Source organism: Azospira restricta (assembly GCF_016858125.1).
Taxonomy (GTDB): domain Bacteria; phylum Pseudomonadota; class Gammaproteobacteria; order Burkholderiales; family Rhodocyclaceae; genus Proximibacter; species Proximibacter restrictus.
Window position 1 is genome coordinate 552,206 of sequence record NZ_CP064781.1, and the last position, 19,666, is coordinate 571,871.

At 69.4% G+C, this 19,666-nt stretch carries 16 protein-coding genes; 13 read left to right on the top strand and 3 right to left on the bottom strand.

Going from position 1 to position 19,666, the window contains the following annotated elements:
- Positions 1 to 47: 47 nt before the first annotated feature.
- From rocD to IWH25_RS02690, 11 genes are all read left to right on the top strand, one after another.
- Positions 48 to 2,168: an ornithine--oxo-acid transaminase gene (rocD, locus tag IWH25_RS19175; protein WP_275403832.1), complete on the top strand. Its 2,121-nt coding sequence runs from the start codon at positions 48 to 50 to the stop codon at positions 2,166 to 2,168.
- Between the two features lie 36 nt (positions 2,169 to 2,204).
- The gene (locus tag IWH25_RS02645) at positions 2,205 to 3,764 is read left to right on the top strand and encodes an aldehyde dehydrogenase family protein (RefSeq protein WP_203387813.1); all 1,560 of its coding nucleotides are present in this window, start codon (positions 2,205 to 2,207) and stop codon (positions 3,762 to 3,764) included.
- A gap of 93 nt (positions 3,765 to 3,857) precedes the next feature.
- Positions 3,858 to 5,780: a PrkA family serine protein kinase gene (locus IWH25_RS02650; RefSeq protein ID WP_203387814.1), complete on the top strand. Its 1,923-nt coding sequence runs from the start codon at positions 3,858 to 3,860 to the stop codon at positions 5,778 to 5,780.
- Positions 5,781 to 5,881: 101 nt separating this feature from the next.
- Positions 5,882 to 7,150, top strand: a complete 1,269-nt coding sequence (locus IWH25_RS02655) for a YeaH/YhbH family protein (protein WP_203387815.1) — start codon at positions 5,882 to 5,884, stop codon at positions 7,148 to 7,150.
- 2 nt (positions 7,151 to 7,152) lie between these two features.
- Entirely contained in the window at positions 7,153 to 8,679 is a 1,527-nt protein-coding gene (locus IWH25_RS02660) for a SpoVR family protein (RefSeq protein WP_376990686.1), read from the top strand.
- A gap of 53 nt (positions 8,680 to 8,732) precedes the next feature.
- Complete coding sequence (locus tag IWH25_RS02665; RefSeq protein WP_203387816.1) at positions 8,733 to 9,785, top strand: VanZ family protein; 1,053 nt, start codon at positions 8,733 to 8,735, stop codon at positions 9,783 to 9,785.
- A 63-nt stretch (positions 9,786 to 9,848) separates the two neighbouring features.
- Positions 9,849 to 10,301, top strand: coding sequence for a DUF2141 domain-containing protein (locus tag IWH25_RS02670; RefSeq protein WP_203387817.1), 453 nt, complete (start codon positions 9,849 to 9,851; stop codon positions 10,299 to 10,301).
- A 51-nt stretch (positions 10,302 to 10,352) separates the two neighbouring features.
- On the top strand, positions 10,353 to 10,661 hold the full coding sequence (locus IWH25_RS02675) for a (2Fe-2S) ferredoxin domain-containing protein (RefSeq protein ID WP_203387818.1): 309 nt from the start codon (positions 10,353 to 10,355) through the stop codon (positions 10,659 to 10,661).
- Positions 10,662 to 10,671: 10 nt separating this feature from the next.
- A complete protein-coding gene (locus IWH25_RS02680) occupies positions 10,672 to 11,310 on the top strand; it encodes an alpha/beta hydrolase (RefSeq protein ID WP_203387819.1) in 639 nt (212 codons plus the stop codon).
- Positions 11,311 to 11,326: 16 nt separating this feature from the next.
- Positions 11,327 to 12,280 (top strand): ATP-binding cassette domain-containing protein, encoded by a 954-nt coding sequence (locus IWH25_RS02685; RefSeq protein ID WP_203387820.1) that lies wholly within the window; start codon positions 11,327 to 11,329, stop codon positions 12,278 to 12,280.
- A 10-nt stretch (positions 12,281 to 12,290) separates the two neighbouring features.
- Positions 12,291 to 13,079 carry an ABC transporter permease gene (locus IWH25_RS02690; RefSeq protein WP_203387821.1) on the top strand — a complete coding sequence of 263 codons (789 nt, stop codon included), beginning with the start codon at positions 12,291 to 12,293 and terminating at the stop codon, positions 13,077 to 13,079.
- Between the two features lie 247 nt (positions 13,080 to 13,326).
- On the opposite strand, the gene IWH25_RS02695 is transcribed toward IWH25_RS02690, so the two are convergent.
- Positions 13,327 to 15,345 carry a methyl-accepting chemotaxis protein gene (locus IWH25_RS02695; RefSeq protein WP_203387822.1) on the bottom strand — a complete coding sequence of 673 codons (2,019 nt, stop codon included), beginning with the start codon at positions 15,343 to 15,345 and terminating at the stop codon, positions 13,327 to 13,329.
- 88 nt (positions 15,346 to 15,433) lie between these two features.
- On the bottom strand, positions 15,434 to 16,522 hold the full coding sequence (locus IWH25_RS02700; RefSeq protein WP_203387823.1) for a potassium channel family protein: 1,089 nt from the start codon (positions 16,520 to 16,522) through the stop codon (positions 15,434 to 15,436).
- A gap of 123 nt (positions 16,523 to 16,645) precedes the next feature.
- Between IWH25_RS02700 and cutA the strand changes: the two genes are divergently transcribed.
- Positions 16,646 to 16,972: a divalent-cation tolerance protein CutA gene (gene cutA, locus IWH25_RS02705; RefSeq protein WP_203387824.1), complete on the top strand. Its 327-nt coding sequence runs from the start codon at positions 16,646 to 16,648 to the stop codon at positions 16,970 to 16,972.
- Between the two features lie 16 nt (positions 16,973 to 16,988).
- The gene (dsbD, locus tag IWH25_RS02710) at positions 16,989 to 18,743 is read left to right on the top strand and encodes a protein-disulfide reductase DsbD (RefSeq protein WP_203387825.1); all 1,755 of its coding nucleotides are present in this window, start codon (positions 16,989 to 16,991) and stop codon (positions 18,741 to 18,743) included.
- Positions 18,744 to 18,765: 22 nt separating this feature from the next.
- On the opposite strand, the gene IWH25_RS02715 is transcribed toward dsbD, so the two are convergent.
- Positions 18,766 to 19,632, bottom strand: coding sequence for an HDOD domain-containing protein (locus IWH25_RS02715; RefSeq protein WP_203387826.1), 867 nt, complete (start codon positions 19,630 to 19,632; stop codon positions 18,766 to 18,768).
- Positions 19,633 to 19,666 lie beyond the last annotated feature (34 nt).

Sequence of the window (19,666 nt, forward strand, 5' to 3'; positions counted from 1 at the left end):
CGCCGGTCTATATTGATAGCGGAGATCCCGCGGAACGGGAGGTTGCGATGTCTGCCACAAGCCAGGTGCTCGCGCTCAATCCAATGCTGCGCTTCATCGGCGTCGCCAGTGCGCTTGGCGCGCCGCTTCCCGATCCCAAGGATGGCCCCGCCGCGCTGCGCGAGATGGGTATCGTCGCCGCCGCGCGGCGCGCCGGCCTCGACGGCGGCTGGGGGACCAGCATCGAGGCGCCGCCCGGGCCGCGCCTGCCGGCACTGGCGGCGCTGCTCGAGCAGGTCGCGCACGAGGTCGCGGCGAGCCTCGCCAGCGGCCGCGTGCCGGTCATCCTCGGCGGCGACCACAGCATCGCCGCCGGCACGTGGCGCGGGGTCGGTCGCGCGCTCGGCGAGGCGCCCGGCCTGATCTGGATCGACGCCCACCTCGACGCCCACACCCCGGACAGCAGCCCGACGCACAACGCGCACGGCATGCCGCTGGCCGCGCTGCTCGGCGCCGGCGCGCCGGAGATGTGTGCGGTCGACGGCCCGCCGCTCGATCCGCAACGCGTCGCGGTGATCGGCGTGCGCAGCTACGAACCTGAAGAGATGCGCCTACTCGCCGCCTTCGGCGTGCCGGTGTACGGCATCGCCGAGATCCGCCGCCGCGGCCTGCCGACGGTGTTCGCCGAGGCATTGCAGATCGTCGCCGGCGACAGCCGCCCGTTCGGGATCAGCGTCGACCTCGACGCGCTCGATCCGCGCGCGGCCCCCGGCGTCAGCACCCCGGTGGCCGACGGCCTCGCCGTCGCCGAGTTGGCAACGGCGCTCGCCGGCCTGATCCGCGACGGCCGCTGCCGCGCCTTCGAGATCGCCGAATACTGCCCGGCGCGAGACGCGGGCGGCCTCGCCGCACGTGCCGCGATCGACCTGCTCGAAGCCGCCTGCCGCCCGGATGCCGCCGGGCTGCGACAGTGGGAAGAAACGCGCGGCGCGGCCAACTACGCGCCGCTGCCGGTGGTGCTCGCATCGGGCGAAGGCTGCTGGCTGCGCGACGTGAACGGGGCGCGCTACCTCGACCTGATGTCGGCCTACTCGGCGGTCAGCTTCGGCCACGCCCAGCCGCGCCTGGTGGCGACGCTGTCGGCGCAGGCGGCACGGCTGGCAGTGACCTCGCGCGCCTACTCGAACGACCGCCTGCCGCTGTTCCTCAAGCGCCTCACCGACATCACCGGCTACGCCCGCGCACTGCCGGTGAACACCGGGCTGGAGGCGGTCGAGACGGCGATCAAGGCAGCCCGCAAATGGGGTCACAAGGTCAAGGGCATCGCCGACGGCCGGGCCGAGATCATCGCCTGCCACGGCAACTTCCACGGCCGCTCGACGACCATCGTCGGCTTCTCGTCGGAGGCCCAGTACCGCGACGGCTTCGGTCCCTTCGCCCCCGGCTTCCGGCTGATCCCCTACGGCGACGCGGCGGCGCTCGACGCCGCGATCACCCCGCACACCGCCGCCTTCCTGGTCGAACCGATCCAGGGCGAGGGCGGCATCATCATCCCGCCCGACGGCTACCTCGCCGCCTGCGCCGACATCTGCCGCCGCCACGACGTGCTGCTGATCGCCGACGAGGTGCAGACCGGGCTCGGCCGTACCGGCTACCTGCTCGCCAGCGAGCACGACGGCGTCCGCGCCGACGGCGTGATCCTCGGCAAGGCGCTCGGCGGCGGCCTGCTGCCGGTTTCCGCCTTCCTCGCCGACGAGCGCGTGATGCAGGTATTCACGCCCGGCGACCACGGCTCGACCTTCGGCGGCAACGCGCTCTCCGCTGCGGTCGCCGCCGAGGCGCTGGAGCTGCTCGGCGACCTGCGCCTGGTCGAGCATTCGGCCGAGCTCGGCCGGCGGCTGCTGGCGCGGCTCGCCGCGATCGCCGCCGGCACGCCGCTGATCCGCGCCGTGCGCGGCCGCGGCCTGTTCGCCGGCATCGAGGTGGACGCCGCGCTGACCGACGCGCGCGCGCTGGCCGAGGCGCTGCTCAAGCGCGGCGTGCTGACCAAGGACACGCACGGCACGGTGCTGCGCATCGCGCCGCCCTTGACGATCAGCGCCGAGGAACTGGACTGGGGCCTCGACCGCATCGCCGAGGTTTTCGCCGACGCCGGCAAGTCGCTGCCGCGATTGCCGTGCGCCGCCTGAGCGCGGCGCACCGGGAGGAAGGGGGAACGACACGCCATGCCGCACCGCACCGAAAGCGAAACCCTGCTCGAACGCCTCGGCATCGAGGAACTGAACCCGGCGACCGCGCTCGGCGACGGTTCCTGGCGCGCCGGCGTCGGCGGCTTCGCGTCGATCGACCCGGCGGTCGGCGAGCCGCTGACGATGGTGCAGCGCGCCATGCCGGACGACCTGGAGATGGCGGTCGCCGCCGCCGTCCGCGTCTTCCGTCACTGGCGCGAGGTGCCGGCGCCGCGCCGCGGCCTGTTCGTGCGCGACCTCGCCGACGCGCTGCGCGACCGGAAGGACGACCTGGGCACGCTGATCGCGCTCGAGACCGGCAAGATCAAGGCCGAGGCCGACGGCGAGGTGCAGGAGATGATCGACATCGCCGACTTCGCGGTCGGCCTGTCGCGCCGCCTCGAAGGCAGCGTGCTCGCCTCGGAGCGGCCGCAGCACCGGCTGTTCGAGCAGTGGCACCCGCTCGGGCCGGTGGCGGTGATCACCGCCTTCAACTTCCCGGCCGCAGTCTGGGCGTGGAACGCGATGATCGCCGCCGTCTGCGGCGACACGGTGATCTGGAAACCGAGCCCGAAGGCGCCGCTGACGGCGATCGCGGTGCAGCGCATCGCCGACGAGGTCGCCTCCCGGCACGGCGCCGGCGGCGTCTTCTCGCTGCTGCTGTCCGACGAGACCTGGCCGGTCGCCGGACTGGCCGCCGACGGCCGCGTGCCGCTGGTCTCCTTCACCGGCTCGTCGGCGGTCGGCAAGAAGATCGCGCCGCTCGTCGCCGCCCGCTTCGGTCGCTGCCTGCTCGAGTGCTCGGGCAACAACGCGGTGATCGTCGACGAGTCGGCCGACCTCGAGCTGGCGCTGCCGGCGATCGTCTTCGGCGCGGTCGGCACCGCCGGCCAGCGGTGCACGACGACGCGCCGGCTGTTCATCCACCAGCGGCGCTGGGACGAGACCGTCGAGCGCCTGCTGCACGCCTGGCGGCAGCTGCGCGTCGGCGACCCGCTCGACCCGCACACGCTGCTCGGCCCGCTGATCGACGAGGAGGCGCGGCGCGCCTTCGTCGCCGCGGTGGCCGAGGCCAAGGCCGCCGGCGGCGAATTGCTGCACGGCGGCAAAGCGCTGCCCGGCCACGGCTTCTACGTCGAGCCGACACTGCTGCGGGCCGACAACGGGTGGCCGGTGGTGCAGCGCGAAACCTTCGCGCCGCTGCTGTACCTGATGCCGTTCGCCCGCATCGACGACGCGATCCGCCTGCAGAACGCGGTGCCGCAGGGGCTGTCGTCGGCGCTGTTCACCAACGACCTGCGCCACGCCGAGCGCTTCGTCGCCGCCGCCGGCAGCGACTGCGGCATCGCCAACGTGAACCTCGGCACCTCGGGCGCCGAGGTCGGCGGCGCCTTCGGCGGCGAGAAGGAGACCGGCGGCGGCCGCGAGGCCGGGTCGGATGCGTGGAAGGCGTACATGCGCCGGCAGACCTCGACCATCAACTGGGGAAGCACACTGCCGCTGGCGCAAGGCATCGAATTCAGAGTACCGTCAACCAAAACGGACGCCGATCCGTAATACCATCGAAACGCTTTTTAAACTTTCTCTCGGAGACCTGTCCAAGGAGTAGAGTCGAGCAACACGCTGCCGATCGATCAGAGGAGGTGCACCATGTCGATTTTCGCCCGCTACCAGAGCCGCTACGAGGCGGCGCAGGAAGAGGAGATGTCGGTCCAGGAATACCTGGAACTGTGCCGGAAGGATCCCACCGCCTACGCCAGCGTCGCCGAACGCATGCTGATGGCGATCGGCGAGCCGCAACTGGTCGACACCCGCATGGATCACCGGCTGTCGCGCATCTTCGCCAACAAGATGATGAAGCTCTACCCCGCCTTCCGCGAGTTCTACGGCATGGAGGAGGTGATCGAGAACATCGTCTCCTACTTCCGCCACGCGGCGCAGGGGCTGGAGGAGAAGAAGCAGGTGCTGTACCTGCTCGGCCCGGTCGGCGGGGGCAAAAGCTCGCTCGCCGAGCGCCTGAAGGCGCTGATCGAGAAGGTGCCGTTCTACGCGATCAAGGACTCGCCGGTGCACGAGTCGCCGCTCGGCCTGTTCAACCCCGAGGAGGACGGCTCGATCCTCGAGGAGGACTACGGGATCCCGCGCCGCTACCTGTCGACGATCATGAGCCCGTGGGCGGTGAAGCGCCTGCACGAGTTCGGCGGCGACATCTCGAAGTTCCGCGTCGTCAAGATCCGGCCGTCGGTGCTGCAGCAGATCGCGGTGACCAAGACCGAACCCGGCGACGAGAACAACCAGGACATCTCCTCGCTGGTCGGCAAGGTCGACATCCGCAAGCTGGAAACCTACTCGCAGAACGACCCCGACTGCTACAGCTACTCCGGCGGCCTATGCCTGGCCAACCGCGGCGTGCTCGAATTCGTCGAAATGTTCAAGGCGCCGATCAAGGTCCTGCACCCGCTGCTGACCGCGACGCAGGAGCAGAACTACAAGGGCACCGAAGGCTTCGGCGCGATCCCCTTCGACGGCCTGATCCTCGCGCACTCGAACGAGGCCGAGTGGCAGACCTTCAAGAACAACCGCAACAACGAGGCCTTCCTCGACCGCATCTACATCGTCAAGGTGCCGTACAGCCTGCGCGTCACCGACGAGATGCACATCTACGAGAAGCTCTTGTTCAACTCCTCGCTGTCGCAGGCGCCGTGCGCACCGGACACGCTGCGGATGATGGCGCAGTTCTCGGTGCTGTCACGGCTGAAGGAGCCGGAGAACTCGTCGCTGTTCTCGAAGATGCGCGTCTACGACGGCGAGAACCTGAAGGACACCGACCCGAAGGCCAAGAGCTACCAGGAGTACCGCGACTTCGCCGGCGTCGACGAGGGGATGACCGGGCTGTCGACGCGCTTCGCCTTCAAGATCCTGTCCAAGGTGTTCAACTTCGACCACCGCGAGGTCGCCGCCAACCCGGTGCACCTGATGTACGTACTCGAGCAGCAGATCGAGCAGGAGCAGTTCCCGCCCGAGGTCGAGGACAAGTACCGGCGCTTCATCAAGGAATACCTGTCGCCGCGCTACGCCGAGTTCATCGGCAAGGAGATCCAGACCGCCTACCTCGAGTCGTACAGCGAGTACGGCCAGAACATCTTCGACCGCTACGTGACCTACGCCGACTTCTGGATCCAGGACCAGGAGTTCCGCGACCCGAACACCGGTGAGATCCTCGACCGCGGCGCACTGAACGACGAGCTGGAGAAGATCGAGAAGCCGGCCGGCATCAGCAACCCGAAGGACTTCCGCAACGAGGTGGTGAACTTCGTGCTGCGCGCGCGCGCCAAGCACGACGGCAAGAATCCGGCCTGGACCAGCTACGAGAAGCTGCGTGCGGTGATCGAGAAGAAGATGTTCTCGAACACCGAGGAGCTGCTGCCGGTGATCTCGTTCAACGCCAAGGCCAGCGCCGACGAGCAGAAGAAGCACCAGGACTTCGTCAACCGCATGATCAGCAAAGGCTACACCGAGAAGCAGGTCCGGCTGCTGTGCGAATGGTATCTGCGGGTGAGGAAATCGTCTTGAGGGGCCAGGGGTTAGGGACCAGAGGCTAGGGACTGGAAGAACAATGCATTTGCCAGCCCCTAGTCCCTAGACCCTAACCCCGCCAAGCAAAGGGAGGCCCAATGACCGTCCGCATCATCGACCGCCGGTTCGACAGCAAGCACAAGAGCTCGATCAACCGCAGCCGCTTCATCCGCCGCTTCAAGTCGCAGATCAGGAAGGCGGTGGCGGACGCGATCTCGAAGCGCGGCATCCGCGACCTCGACAACGGCGAGAAGGTCAGCATCCCCGGCAAGGACATCGCCGAACCGCAGTTTTCGCTCGGCCACGGCGGCGTCTGGGAACAGGTGCACCCGGGCAACGACCGCTTTGCCAGCGGCGACGAGGTGGACCGCCCGCTCGGCGGTGGCCGCGGCCAGGGCAAGGGGTCGGCGAGCAACGAGGGCGAGGGCATGGACGAGTTCGCCTTCACGCTGACGCGCGAGGAGTTCCTCGACATCTTCTTCGACGAGCTGGCCCTGCCCAACCTGGTCAAGCGGCAGCTGGCGAAGATCGAGGAATACAAGCGCGTGCGCGCCGGGTTCACCTCGACCGGGGTACCGACCAACATCAACCTGCGGCGCACGATGCGTGGCGCCGCCGGCCGCCGCATCGCCGTCGGCGGCCCGTACGCAGCGAAGCTGCGCGAGCTGGAGGAGGCGCTGGAACGGCTGCGGCTGTCCCAGCGCGACGGCGATCCCGAGGTCGAGGCGCTGAAGCGCGAAATCGAACGCCTGCGCGCGAAGATCGAGACGATCCCGTTCATCGACTCGTTCGACCTGCGCTACAGCAACCGCATCCGCATCCCGCAGCCGACGACGCAGGCAGTGATGTTCTGCGTGATGGACGTTTCCGGCTCGATGGACGAGGAGAAGAAGAACATCGCCAAGCGCTTCTTCATGCTGCTCTACCTGTTCCTCGACCGCAACTACGAGAAGATCGACGTCGTCTTCATCCGCCACCACACGACGGCGCAGGAAGTCGACGAGGACGAGTTCTTCAACTCGCGCGAGACCGGCGGCACGGTCGTCTCGTCGGCGCTGGAGATGATGAAGGACGTGATCCGCGAACGCTACGCCAGCGGCAACTGGAACATCTACGGCGCGCAGGCCTCCGACGGCGACAACTGGAACGACGATTCGCCGAAGTGCCGCGACCTGCTCGCCGAGAGCATCCTGCCGGCCTGCCAGTACTTCGCCTACATCGAGGTCACCGAGGGCGAGCCGCAGAACCTGTGGCACGAATACGAGAAACTGGCCACCACCCACCCCGGCCACTTCGTGATGCAGCGCATCGCCGCGGTGACCGACATCTACCCGGTATTCCGCGAACTGTTCAAGAAACGGGCCTGACCATGATGCGCAAGAAGAAGGAGAAGGGCCTGCTGCCGCAAGGCTCCGAGTGGACCGAGGAGGCGATCGCGGAGTACGACGAGGCGATCGGCGCCGTCGCCCGCCGCTACGCGCTCGACTGCTACCGGCACCAGCTCGAGATCATCAGTTCCGAGCAGATGATGGACGCCTACGCGTCGATCGGCATGCCGGTCTATTACCACCACTGGTCGTTCGGCAAGCACTTCCTGTCCACCGAGAACCGCTACAAGCGCGGGCAGATGGGGCTGGCCTACGAGATCGTCATCAACTCCAACCCGTGCATCGCCTACCTGATGGAGGAGAACACGCTGCCGATGCAGGCGCTGGTGATCGCGCACGCCGCCTACGGCCACAACTCGTTCTTCAAGGGCAACCACCTGTTCAAGCAGTGGACCAGCGCCGACGCGATCGTCGACTACCTGGTCTTCGCGCGGAACTACATCGCGCAGTGCGAGGAGCGCCACGGCGTCGACACCGTCGAGCAGCTGATCGACGCCTGCCACGCGCTGATGAATCTCGGCGTCGACCGCTACAAGCGCTCGCCGCGGCTGTCGCTGGAGAAGGAGACGCTGCGCCAGAAGGAACGCGAGGCCTACCTGCAGGCGCAGGTGAACGACCTCTGGCGGACGCTGCCGCCGGCGCTGGCCAAGGCCGAGGCGCCGCAGGAGAAGCGCTTCCCCGAGGAACCCGAGGAGAACCTGCTCTACTTCATCGAGAAGAACGCGCCGCTGCTCGAACCCTGGCAGCGCGAGATCGTCCGCATCATCCGCAAGATCGGGCAGTACTTCTACCCGCAGCGGCAGACGCAGGTGATGAACGAGGGCTGGGCCTGCTTCTGGCACTACACGCTGCTCAACACGCTGTACGAGGAGGGGCGGCTGGCCGACGGCTTCATGCTCGAATTCCTTCAGTCGCACACCAACGTCGTCTACCAGCCGCCGTACAACAGCAACTGGTACTCGGGGATCAACCCCTACGCGCTCGGCTTCGCGCTGTGGCGCGACATCCGCCGCATCTGCGAGGAACCGAGCGACGAGGACCGCGCCTGGTTCCCGGACATCGCCGGCAGCGACTGGCGCGAGACCTTCGATTTCGCGCTGAAGAACTTCAAGGACGAGAGCTTCATCGCGCAGTACCTGTCGCCGCGGCTGATGCGCGAGTTCCGCTTCTTCGCGGTGCTCGACGACGACCAGAAGAGCAAGCTGAAGATCGACGCGATCCACGACGAGCTCGGCTACCGCATGCTGCGCCAGCAGCTCTCGGACCAGTACAACCTGGGCAGCCGCGAGCCGAACATCCAGGTCTGGAACGTCGACTTCTCCGGCGACCGCTCGCTGACGCTGCGCCTGTTCGCCTACCAGCGACGGCCGCTGCACGAATCCTACGAGGCGGTGCTCAACCACCTCGCCTACCTGTGGGGGTTCACCGTCCGCCTCGAACGCCAGGACGCCGACGGCAGCATCGAACTGATCGCCGAACGCAAGGCGGAAAAGCGGCGGCACCTGTAGCGCCGACCGCGACCATTGCCAGCCCCCGGCCGCCTCGGGTAAGGTCGGGCCCCGTGACTCCCGCGACCACCTCCCTGCTGCCGCGCTACCTCGCCCTCGCCTACACGGCGCTGGTCGTCTACGCCAGCCTGCATCCGTTTGCCGGCTGGCGCGACCTCGGCATCTCGCCGCTGGCCTTCCTCGACGCCGGCTGGCCGCGCTGGTGGACCGGCTTCGACCTGGCCACCAACGTGCTCGTCTATGTGCCGCTCGGCTACCTGCTGACGCTGGCGCTCGGCCGGCAGACGGGCCGGCTGCTGCCGGCGCTCGCCGGCGCGCTGCTGGCGGCGCTGATCAGCTTCTGCCTGGAGGCGGTGCAGACCTGGCTGCCGACGCGCGTGCCGTCCAACCTCGATTTTTCGTGCAACGCGCTCGGCGGCGCGATCGGCGCGATCGCCGCCTGGCGCGGCGGCAACCGCGCGCTGACCTGGCTGGCGCGCGTCGAGCGCCGCATCGTCGCGCCGGTGCCGCACGCCGAGTTCGGGCTGGTCGTGCTCGGCCTGTGGCTGCTGACGCAGCTGTCGCCGGAGACGCTGCTCTTCGGCGCCGGCGATTTCCGCCAGCTGCTCGGGCTGGCGCCGGCGATCGCCTACGGCGCGCCAACCTTCTTCGCGCTCGAGCTGGCGATCATCGCCTGCAACACCGTGGCCATCGGCCTGATCGCGCGCACGCTGCTCGCCAGCCGGCCGTCGCCGCTGGCCGTACTGCTCGCCTTCTTCCTCTTCGCGCTGCTCTTGCGCGCGCTGTCGGCAGCACTGCTGGTCGGTCCGCGCGAGGCGATGGCCTGGCTGACGCCGGGGGCCGGTCTCGGCCTGGCCATCGGCGGCGCGCTGCTGCTGCTGTGCCTGCTGACGCCGCCGGCCTGGCGCGTCGCGCTGGCCGGGCTGGCGCTGATGGCCGGCACCGTGCTGGTCAACCTGGCGCCGGCCAACCCGTACTCGGTCGCCGCGCTGGCCACCTGGTGGCAGGGCCACTTCCTCAACTTCAACGGGCTGACGCGGCTGGTCGCCAGCCTGTGGCCCTTCCTCGCGCTGCCCTACCTGCTGCTGCTCGGGCGGCGGCTGTAGCATTAAGGCCCGTTTAAGCGGCGCGCGGGATAGTGGCGCCCTTCGCCACGACCCCGCCACGCCATGTCCCGCATCGCCGATTTCCTGCATACCTCCCGCCTGTTCCTGCTCGGCAGCCTCGCCCTCGCCCAGCCGCCCGCCTTCGCCGGCGACGATGCGACCCTGACGGTGACGCTGCAGAACGTCCGCGACGCCCGCGGCGCGCTGCGCGCCGGCCTCTACCGCGACCCGGCGACCTTCCGCAAGGAAGACCAGGCGGTGTCGGTGGCGCAGGTGCCGGCCGCGGCCGGTGCAGTCAGCCTGGTCTTCCGCGACCTGCCGCCCGGCCGCTACGCGGTGATGGCCTACCACGACGAGAACGGCGACGGCACCCTCAACCGCCGCTTCGGCATGTTCCCGAGCGAGGGCTACGGCCTCTCCAACAACCCGCAGGTGGCCGGCCCGCCGGCCTTCGCCGACAGCGCCTTCGAGGTCGCCGCGCCGGCGACGGCGATCGCCGTCGAGCTGCGCTACTGACGGCGGCCCCCGCTTTTCGCGATAATGTCGGCTCCCCTACGGAGCCGACCGATGAGCTACTTCAAGCACCACGTTTTCTTCTGCTGCAACCAGCGCGAGCCCGGCGAGACCTGCTGCGCCGCGCGCGGCGCCGTCGAGGCGCAGACCTACGCCAAGGACCGCATCGCCAAGCTCGGCCTCAAGGGCAAGGGCAAGATCCGGATCAACAAGGCTGGCTGCCTCGACCGCTGCGACGAGGGGCCGGTGCTCGTCGTCTATCCCGACAACGTCTGGTACACCTATGTGGACAAGGACGACGTCGAGGAGATCATCCAGGAGCACCTGGTCAACGGCCGCGTCGTCGAGCGCCTGAAGATCTGAGAGGGGAACGATGAGGGCCCCGGAAGAAAAGATCCTGATCGACGGCCCCGCCGGCAAGATCGAGGTCATCGTCGAGAACCCCGGCGCCGCCAAGGGCATCGCGCTGGTCGGCCACCCGCACCCGCTGTTCGGCGGCGCCAACACCAACAAGGTGGCGCATTCGCTGGCGCGCACCTTCGTCGCCATGGGCTACTGCGCGCTGCGCCCGAACTTCCGCGGCGTCGGCCACAGCGAGGGCACGCACGACGAGGGCCGCGGCGAGGCCGAGGACATGCTGGCCGTGCTCGAGGAAGCGAAGCGGCGCTGCGGCGACCTGCCGGTGGTGCTGGCCGGCTTCTCGTTCGGCGCCTACGTGCAGACGCGCGTCGCCAAGCGCCTGGCCGACGCCGGCCATCCGGCGCAGCGGCTGGTGCTGGTCGGCACCGCCGCCGGCTTCGTCGAGGGCACGCGCAGCTACGTGACCGAGGCCGTGCCCGCCGACACCATCGTCATCCACGGCTCGGCCGACGAGACGGTGCCGCTGGCCAACGTGCTGAAGTGGGCCGAGCCGCTCGAGCTGCCGGTGGTCGTCGTTCCCGGCGCCGACCATTTCTTCCACCGCCGGCTGCACGTCATCCGCGACATCATCAACCGCAGCTGGCGGCACTGAGGAGCGCCGCGCCGCCGTGGACCCGACCGCCCCGCCCGCCGCGCCGCTTTTCGTCTCCGGCCTGCGCAAGTCCTACGCCGGCCAAGAGGTCGTCGCCGGGCTGTCGTTCGCGGTGCCGCCGGGCACCTGCTTCGGCCTGCTCGGCCCGAACGGTGCCGGCAAGACGACGACGCTGCGCTGCTGCCTCGGCCTGACCGTGCCCGACGCCGGCGACATCCGGCTGGCCGGGCGACCGGTGCCGGCCGACGCCGCCGAGGCGCGCCGCCGCGTCGGCGTCGTCGCGCAGAGCGACGCGCTCGACCCGGACTTCACGGTGGCCGAGAACCTGCTCGTCTACGGCCGCTACTTCGGCCTGCCGGAAGCGACGATCCGCGCCCGCATCCCCGAGCTGCTCGACTTCGCCGGGCTCGCCGGCAAGGCCGACGCGCGCGTGCCGGCGCTGTCGGGCGGCATGAAGCGGCGGCTGACGCTGGCCCGGGCGCTGGTGAACGACCCCGACATCGTCTTCCTCGACGAGCCGACCACCGGCCTCGATCCGCAGGCGCGGCACCTGATCTGGGAACGGCTGAAGGCGCTCCTGGCGCGCGGCAAGACGATCGTGCTGACCACGCACTTCATGGACGAGGCCGAGCGCCTGTGCTCGCGGCTGATGGTCATCGACCACGGCCGCGCGGTCGCCGAAGGTGCGCCGCGCACGCTGATCCGGCGCGAGATCGAGCCGGCGGTGGTCGAGGTCTTCGCCGAGTTCGTTGACCCCGGCGACGCGCCACCGGTACCGGAATGGGCAAGAGCGCACGCCAATCTCGGCGAACGCGTCGAGATCGTCGGCGAAACCGCGTTCTTCTACTGCCGCGATGCTGCGCCGCTGCTGGCCGCGCTGGGCGAGGTGCCGGGACTGGCCTACGTGCACCGCGCGGCCAACCTCGAAGACGTCTTCCTCAAGCTCACCGGCCGCGAGCTGCGCGACTGAGTCCCGTCCCATGGCCCGCCACTACAGCCTGTCCTTCCCCCGCCCGAGCCGCCTGTGGTGGCCGGTCTGGCGGCGCAACGCGCTGGTCTGGAAGAAGCTCGCGTGGACCTCGGTCCTCGGCAACCTCGCCGACCCGCTGATCTACATGCTCGGCCTCGGCTACGGGCTGGGCGCGCTGCTGCCGGCGGTCGACGGCGTGCCCTACATCATCTTCCTCGCCGCCGGCACCGTCTGCGCCAGCACGATGAACACCGCGACCTTCGAGGCGCTGTACTCGGCCTTCTCGCGCATGCACGTGCAGAAGACCTGGGAGGCGATCCTGAACACGCCGGCACGGCTCGACGACGTGCTCTTCGGCGAACTGCTGTGGGCGGCGACGAAAAGCCTGCTGTCCGGCAGCGCAATCCTGCTGGTGCTGCTCGCGCTCGGCCTGATCGGCTCGCCGCTGGCGCTGTGGGTGCTGCCGGTGATCGTGCTCACCGGCCTCGTCTTCGCCGCGCTCGGGCTGATCGTGAACGCGCTGGCGCCGTCCTACGACTTCTTCATGTACTACTTCACGCTGCTGGTCACGCCGATGCTGCTGCTGTCCGGCGTCTTCTTCCCGACCAGCCAGCTGCCGCCGGCGCTGCAGGCCGTTGCCGGCGGCCTGCCGCTGGCGCATGCGGTGGCGCTGGCGCGGCCGCTGCTGCAGGGGCAGTGGCCGGCGGACAGCGGCACGCATCTGCTGGCGCTGCTGGCGACCGGCACGGCGGCGTTCTGGATCGCGACGGTGCTGACCCGCCGCCGGCTGTTGCGTTAGGGCGTCTTCACATTCAATTCGTGGAGCGCGTTGCCCCGAGCCGGTGGTGAACGCGAGGCGTGCGGGCAAGCCGAGCAACGCCCCGAAGGAAGTCCCCTTGGGGGACGAAGCGGGCGTCACCGGCTCGGGGCAACCCTCCGCGACGCGGCAACCGCGCAGGCTTCGGCGGCGGCGAGGATCTTCCGGCGCGCTGCGCAGCGGTGCATCGCGCCGGCGCCCCCGCGCAGGAGGGGCCGACACCCGTCGCTCAGGCGACGCGGAAGCGCGCCACCTCGTCCTGCAGGGCGCGCGCCAGTTGCTCCAGCTGCGCCACCGTGGCGTGGTTCTCGCCAACCGCCGCCGAGTTCTGCTCGGCCATCTGGGCAATGGTCTCGACGTTGCGGGCGATGTCGGCGCTGGCCGAGCTCTGCTCCGCCAGCGCCTCGGAGATCTCGCGCACCACCTCGACCACCCGCGTCGCACCGGCGCTGATCTCGGCCATCGACTCGCCGGCGCGGCTGCTCAGCTCGACGCCGCGCGCCACGCGCTCGACGCCGAGCTTCATGTTGTCGACCGCGGCCCGTGTCTCGCCCTGGATCGACGCGATCATCGCGCCGATCTCCTGCGTCGACTGCGTGGTGCGCTCGGCCAGCTTGCGCACCTCGTCGGCGACCACCGCGAAGCCGCGCCCCTGCTCGCCGGCGCGCGCCGCCTCGATGGCGGCGTTGAGCGCCAGCAGGTTGGTCTGGTCGGCGATCTCCTTGATCACACCGACGATCATCGAGATTTCGTCGGAACGCCGACCGAGCCCCTCGACCGACTGCGCCGAGGCGCTCACCGCCGTGGAGATTTCCCGCATTTCGGCGACCACCGTCTGCACCAGTTCGCCGCCCTGCGCCGACAGCTCGCCGGAGCGGCGGGAAATCTCGCGCGCATCGTGCGCGTTGCGCGTGATGTGGTCGATGCCGACCGTCGTTTCCTCGACCGCCGCCGCCATGCTCGATGCCGCCTGGCTCTGGCTGTCGCTGGAAACCGCGATCTGCGCAGACGACTGCGAAGTGCGGCGGGCGGCGTCCAACACCCGATCGGCGTTACCGCGTACGTTGCGCACCGTCTCGTTCACCGCGGCGGCCATCCGGTTGAAGCTCTCGGCAACCTGCAGCAGTTCGTCACGGGTACGCACGTCGATCCGCGCAGTGAGGTCGCCGGCGGCGATGCGGCCGGCGTTGTCGCTGAGCAGGCTGACGTTCTCGACGATCGCGTAGTACATCCCCCCCGCCAGGTAGACGGTCAGCAGCAGGACGATGGCAATCACTGCGATGTTGAGGCGCAGGTTGCCGTTGAGCCGGTCGATGCGCTCCTGCACCAGCGTCGTCAGCGTCGGCAGCATGGTCTCGTAGAGCTGCCGGTAGCCGGCATCGATAGTCCGTGTCGCCTGTTGGAAATAGTCCTGCGACGCGATTGTGAAGCGCTCGCCGAGGATGTCGTCGCGGACGGCAGCGCCGAGTTGACGCACCGCCGCGGCCAGTTCGTCGGCCGAAGTCTTCAGTGCCGGCGCCACCGCCGGATTGGTACGCGCGGTCTTGTCGAGGTTGAGTTCGTAGTCGCCCCGCGTCTTCTCGAGCTCGGCCAGGAAGACGTTGAGCGCGATTGCCTGCTTCGGCTCGAGCTGCTTTGCGGCAAGCACGCCGGTGCCCATCGCCCGCATCCGCCCGAGCGTTTCGAGCATCGTCGGCAGCTTGAACACCGCCGTATCGATCAGGTAGAACGAGCCGGCCTCGGGATCCAGCGTCAGTTCGAACTCGTCCGATACCTGGGTGAGGAAGCGCAGCATCCGCCCGATCGCCGCCGTGTGCGCGGCGACGTTGGCGGACACGTCGAGCTTGAGGCCCTCGCTTTCGATGCGCGACCAGTCGGCGCGGATTCCCCGCCACGTGTCGCCGTTCCGCAGTGTGTCGGGCAAGAGCGGCTCGACGCGCTGCAGCAGCTGCGCCACCTCGCGCGCCTTCTCCTCGCGCTGCGCCGCGAGGCCGGCGTTGCCGCCGACGACGGCGGCCGACAGGCCGCGGTGCTGCTGCGTCATCTGGATTGTCTGCAGCAGCGGCTTGACGACGACGATCGCGGCGAGTTCGTGCTGCGAGCTGACCACCGTGGCATTCAAGGCACGGTACAGCGACACCACCAGCAAGCCGATCGACAGCGACAGCACCAGCAGCATCAATGCGAACTTGCCGGTAAAGCGCAGCCGGTTCATCAGGCCGATCGCAGGAAGAAAAAAAGTCTTCATCGCGGCAACCCTTTCGTTCTTGTGGATTGCCCGCCGGATCTCCGCGCTCGTCGCCGCCCGATCCGGTCGGCGGCCACTATATGGCCGGTCAGCCCGCGGAAAGTTCCGCCAGCAGCGGCTCCAGTTCCTGCCGGCCGAGCGGACTGGCCATCGCGATCAACGTCAGCCCCGGGCGCAAGCGATAGTCGGCGCCCGGATTGAACACCCAGTCGTGCGCCTCGCGCACCGCGAGCAGCACGTACTCCGGACTGGACAGTTCGAGTTCGCCCAGCGCGGTCTCGGGAAACGCCTCCGGCACCGGCACCTCCTCGACGCGCAGCCGGTTTTCCGACTTCAGCATCTCGTCCAGGAAGTTGACCACCTGCGGCCTGACCATCGCCGACGCGATGCGCATGCCGCCGGTGAAGTCGGGCGAGACGATGGCGTCGGCACCGGCCTTCTTCATCTTCTGGATGTTGCGCACCTCCTGGCAGCGGGCGACGACGCGCAGCGCCGGGTTCAGCTGCTTGGCGGTGATGACGATCATCAGGTTGCGCGAATCGTCGCCGGTGACCGCGAAGACGCCCTTGGCCGCGTCGATGTTGGCCGCCAGCAGGTGGTCGTCGTCGCTGGCGTCGCCGTGCAGCCAGAGCAGCCCGGGGAAGCGCTCCTGGTTGTCGGCGAAGCGCGCCTCCTCGACGTCGATGGCGACGAAATGGCGGTTGGTGTTCATCAGTTCGGTGGCCACGTTGCGCCCGACGCGGCCGAAGCCGCAGACGATGTAGTGGCCCTGCAGCTTGCGCATCTGCTTTTCCATGCGCCGTCTCCTGAGGGTTTCGTCGAGGTCGTTTTCGAGGAAGAAAACGCTGAGGCTGGTGAACAGGAAGGTGATCGTACCGAAGCCGAGCAGCGCGACCAGGCCGGCGAGCAGCCGCATGCCGAAGCTGTCGAGCGGCACGATCTCGCCGTAGCCGACCGTGGTCACCGTGATCAGCGTCATGTGGAAGGCGTCGGACCAGCTCGCCCGGCCGTCGGCGAAATAGTGGAAGGCGACGGTGGCAAGCACCATCCCCAGCACCAGCGCGCCGCTCGCCGCATAGATGCGGACGAGGATGCGCGGCAGCTGCCGCGAGCGGCGCCCGGACGGCCGGAAGGATGTGGCGCCCGACGCCGGCGCTCGACGCCTCAGTTTCGGCATGGTCTGCTCATGTCGCCCCCTTTCCGGACATCATATCCCCCGCGGCCGATCGTCGCACCTGACAGCGGGCGGTTGATCTCGCCGGCCGTCGGCAGGACAATTCGGATTTTCCGGCCCGATCCCATGTCCGCCGCCGCCCTCCTCGTATTCACCAACTGCCCCGACCCGGCCAGCGCCGAAGCGCTCGCCGCGGCGCTGGTCGAACTGCGCCTGGCCGCCTGCGCCAACGTGCTGGCGCCGTGCCGCTCGGTCTATCGCTGGCAGGGCCAGGTCGAGCAGGCGGACGAGGTGCCGCTGCTGGTGAAGACGACCGCCGCGCGCTACGCCGCGCTGGAAGCGGAAATCCGCGCCCGCCACCCCTATGAACTTCCGGAGATCGTCGCCGTTCCAATTGCTGCGGGCCTGCCGGCCTACCTGCAGTGGCTCGCGGACGAGACCCGGCCGGACTGAACCCAAGAAACCGACGATGCTGCGCACCCTCTTTGCCCTCCTCCTGTGCCTTTCCGCGCTCGCGCACGGCGAGGAATTCCTCGACCCGCTGGTCGCCTTCAAGCCGACGGCGAAGGCGGTGGACGGCCAGACCGCCGAGGTGCGCTTCGCGATCGCCAAGGGCTACTACCTCTACCGCGACAAGTTCCGCTTCAAGGCCGAGCCGGAATCGACGGCGCTCGGCAGCGCGCAGTACGCGCCGGGCAAGATGAAGAAGGACGACCTGTTCGGCGACGTCGAGGTCTATTTCAAGGAGGCGGTGATCCGCGTGCCGGTCGAGCGCAACAGCTCCGGCCCGCTGCCGCTGACGCTGAAGGTCACCTCGCAGGGCTGCGCCGACGGCGGCATCTGCTACCCGCCGCAGGTGCAGACGGTGAGCCTGACGCTGCCCGACCCGGCGACGACACCGGCGGCACCGCCGCTGAACGCCGCCGCCACCGGCGACGAGAGCGGGCAGATCGCGCAGCTCCTGAAGGACGCCGGCTTCTGGGCGATCGTCGCCAGCTTCTTCGGCTTCGGCCTGCTGCTGTCCTTGACCCCCTGCGTCTTCCCGATGATCCCGATCCTTTCCGGCATCATCGTCGGCTCCGGGCACCAGGTCTCGCATGCCCGCGCCTTCGCGCTGTCGCTGGCCTACGTGCTGGGCATGGCGGTCACCTACGCCGCCGCCGGCGTCGCCGCCGGCATGACCGGCACGCTGCTGTCGGCGGCGCTGCAGAACGCCTGGGTGCTCGGCAGCTTCGCACTGGTCTTCGTCGTGCTGTCGTTCTCGATGTTCGGCTTCTACGAGCTGCAGCTGCCGACCTTCCTGCAGAGCAGGATGTCGGAGGAGGCGGCGCACCTCAAGGGCGGCTCGCTGCCCGGCGTCACCGCGATGGGCGCGCTGTCGGCGCTGATCGTCGGTCCCTGCGTCGCCGCGCCGCTCGCCGGCGCCCTGCTCTACATCGGCCAGACCGGCGACGCTGTGCTCGGCGGGATCGCGCTGTTCGTGATGGCGCTCGGCATGGGCGCACCGCTGCTGGTCGTCGGCGCCACCGCGAAGAGCGCGCTGCCGAAGTCGGGGCCGTGGATGGAGGCGGTGAAGAAGGCCTTCGGCGTACTGCTGCTCGCCACCGCCGTGTGGATGGTGTCGCCGGTGCTCCCGGTCGCCGTGCAGATGCTGGCCTGGGCCTTGCTGCTGATCGTGCCGGCGATCTACATGCACGCCCTCGACCCGCTGCCGGCGCACGCCACCGGCTGGCACCGGCTGTGGAAGGGCGTCGGCATCGCGATGGTGGTCGCCGGCGCGGCGATGCTGGTCGGCGCGCTGTCCGGCGCCAAGGATCCGCTGCAGCCGCTCGGCAACTTCCGCGGCGCGGCGGCGCCGGCGGAGGCGAAACACCTGACCTTCGCGCGCGTGCGGACGCTCGCCGAACTCGACGAGCGCCTGCGCACCGCCGGCCGGCCCGTGATGCTCGACTTCTACGCCGACTGGTGCGTCTCGTGCAAGGAGATGGAGCGCTTCACGTTCTCCGATGCGCGCGTGCAGCAGCGGCTCGCCGACACGCTGCTGCTGCAGGTCGACGTCACCGCCAACTCGGACGAGGACAAGGCGCTGCTGAAGCGCTTCAACCTGTTCGGGCCGCCCGGGATCATCTTCTTCGACCGCGGCGGCCGCGAGATCGACGGCCTGCGCGTGGTCGGCTTCCAGAACGCCGACGCCTTCCTGAAAACGCTCGCCCGCGCCGGCTGAGCGGTGCCGGCGGTACGGCCGCTCAGGCCGCGCCGGCGAGCTGGACTTCCTGCAGCAGATCCTCGACCAGGTCGTCGAGATCGGCGTCGGCCAGCCCGAAGAACGCGCCGACGCGGCTGCGCGCGGCCAGCCACTGCCCTTCCTCGCGCGTGCGCAGGTGCAGGCCGGCGACGTGGTCGGCGACGGCGCTGATCGCGATCAGCGTGCACACCTCGTCGGCGAGGCTCGCGGGTGCCTGCGGGTCGAGCACCTCGTAGTGGTGATGGGCGCGGATCGCCTCGCAGAGGACCTCGGAGAGGCCCCAGGTGCGCCCGAGCAGGTAGCCGACGACGGCATGGTTGGTGCCATGCCGGGCCTCCTCGACGGCGAGCAGCGCCAGCCCGCTCTCGGCATTGGCCGCCTGCAGCGTCTGCCGGTAGTCGGGGAAACGGCGCAGCAGCAGCGGGATGCCGCAGTCGTGGAAGAGGCCGAAGCAGTAGGCGGTTTCGCGCGTCGTGCCGGACAGGCGGCCGGCCAGCGCGGCGCAGATCTCGGCGCTGCAGGCGGCGCTGTCCCAGTAGCGGTCGAGGCGCAGGCCGCCGTCGCTGCTCAGCGACTTCTTCAGCAGCTCGCCGACGACCAGGTCGAAAATCCGGCCGAAGCCGAGGACGCGCAGCGCGTCGTCGATCGACGCCACCTCGCGCCCGGGACGGAACGCCGCCGAATTGACCAGGCGCATCACCGCACCGGCGAGTCCGACGTCGCGGCTGATCAGGCGGGCGATCTTGCCGGCGCTGCCGTTCTCCTTGCGCAGTTCGGCCTGCAGTTCGCTGACCACGGCGGGACAGGGGGGGACGTCGAAACGCCTGATCAGCGTCTCCAGTTCGGCGGCGGCAACGGTGGTCATCATTCGGCTCGGTAGCGCGGACAGCGGCGGGAACCGC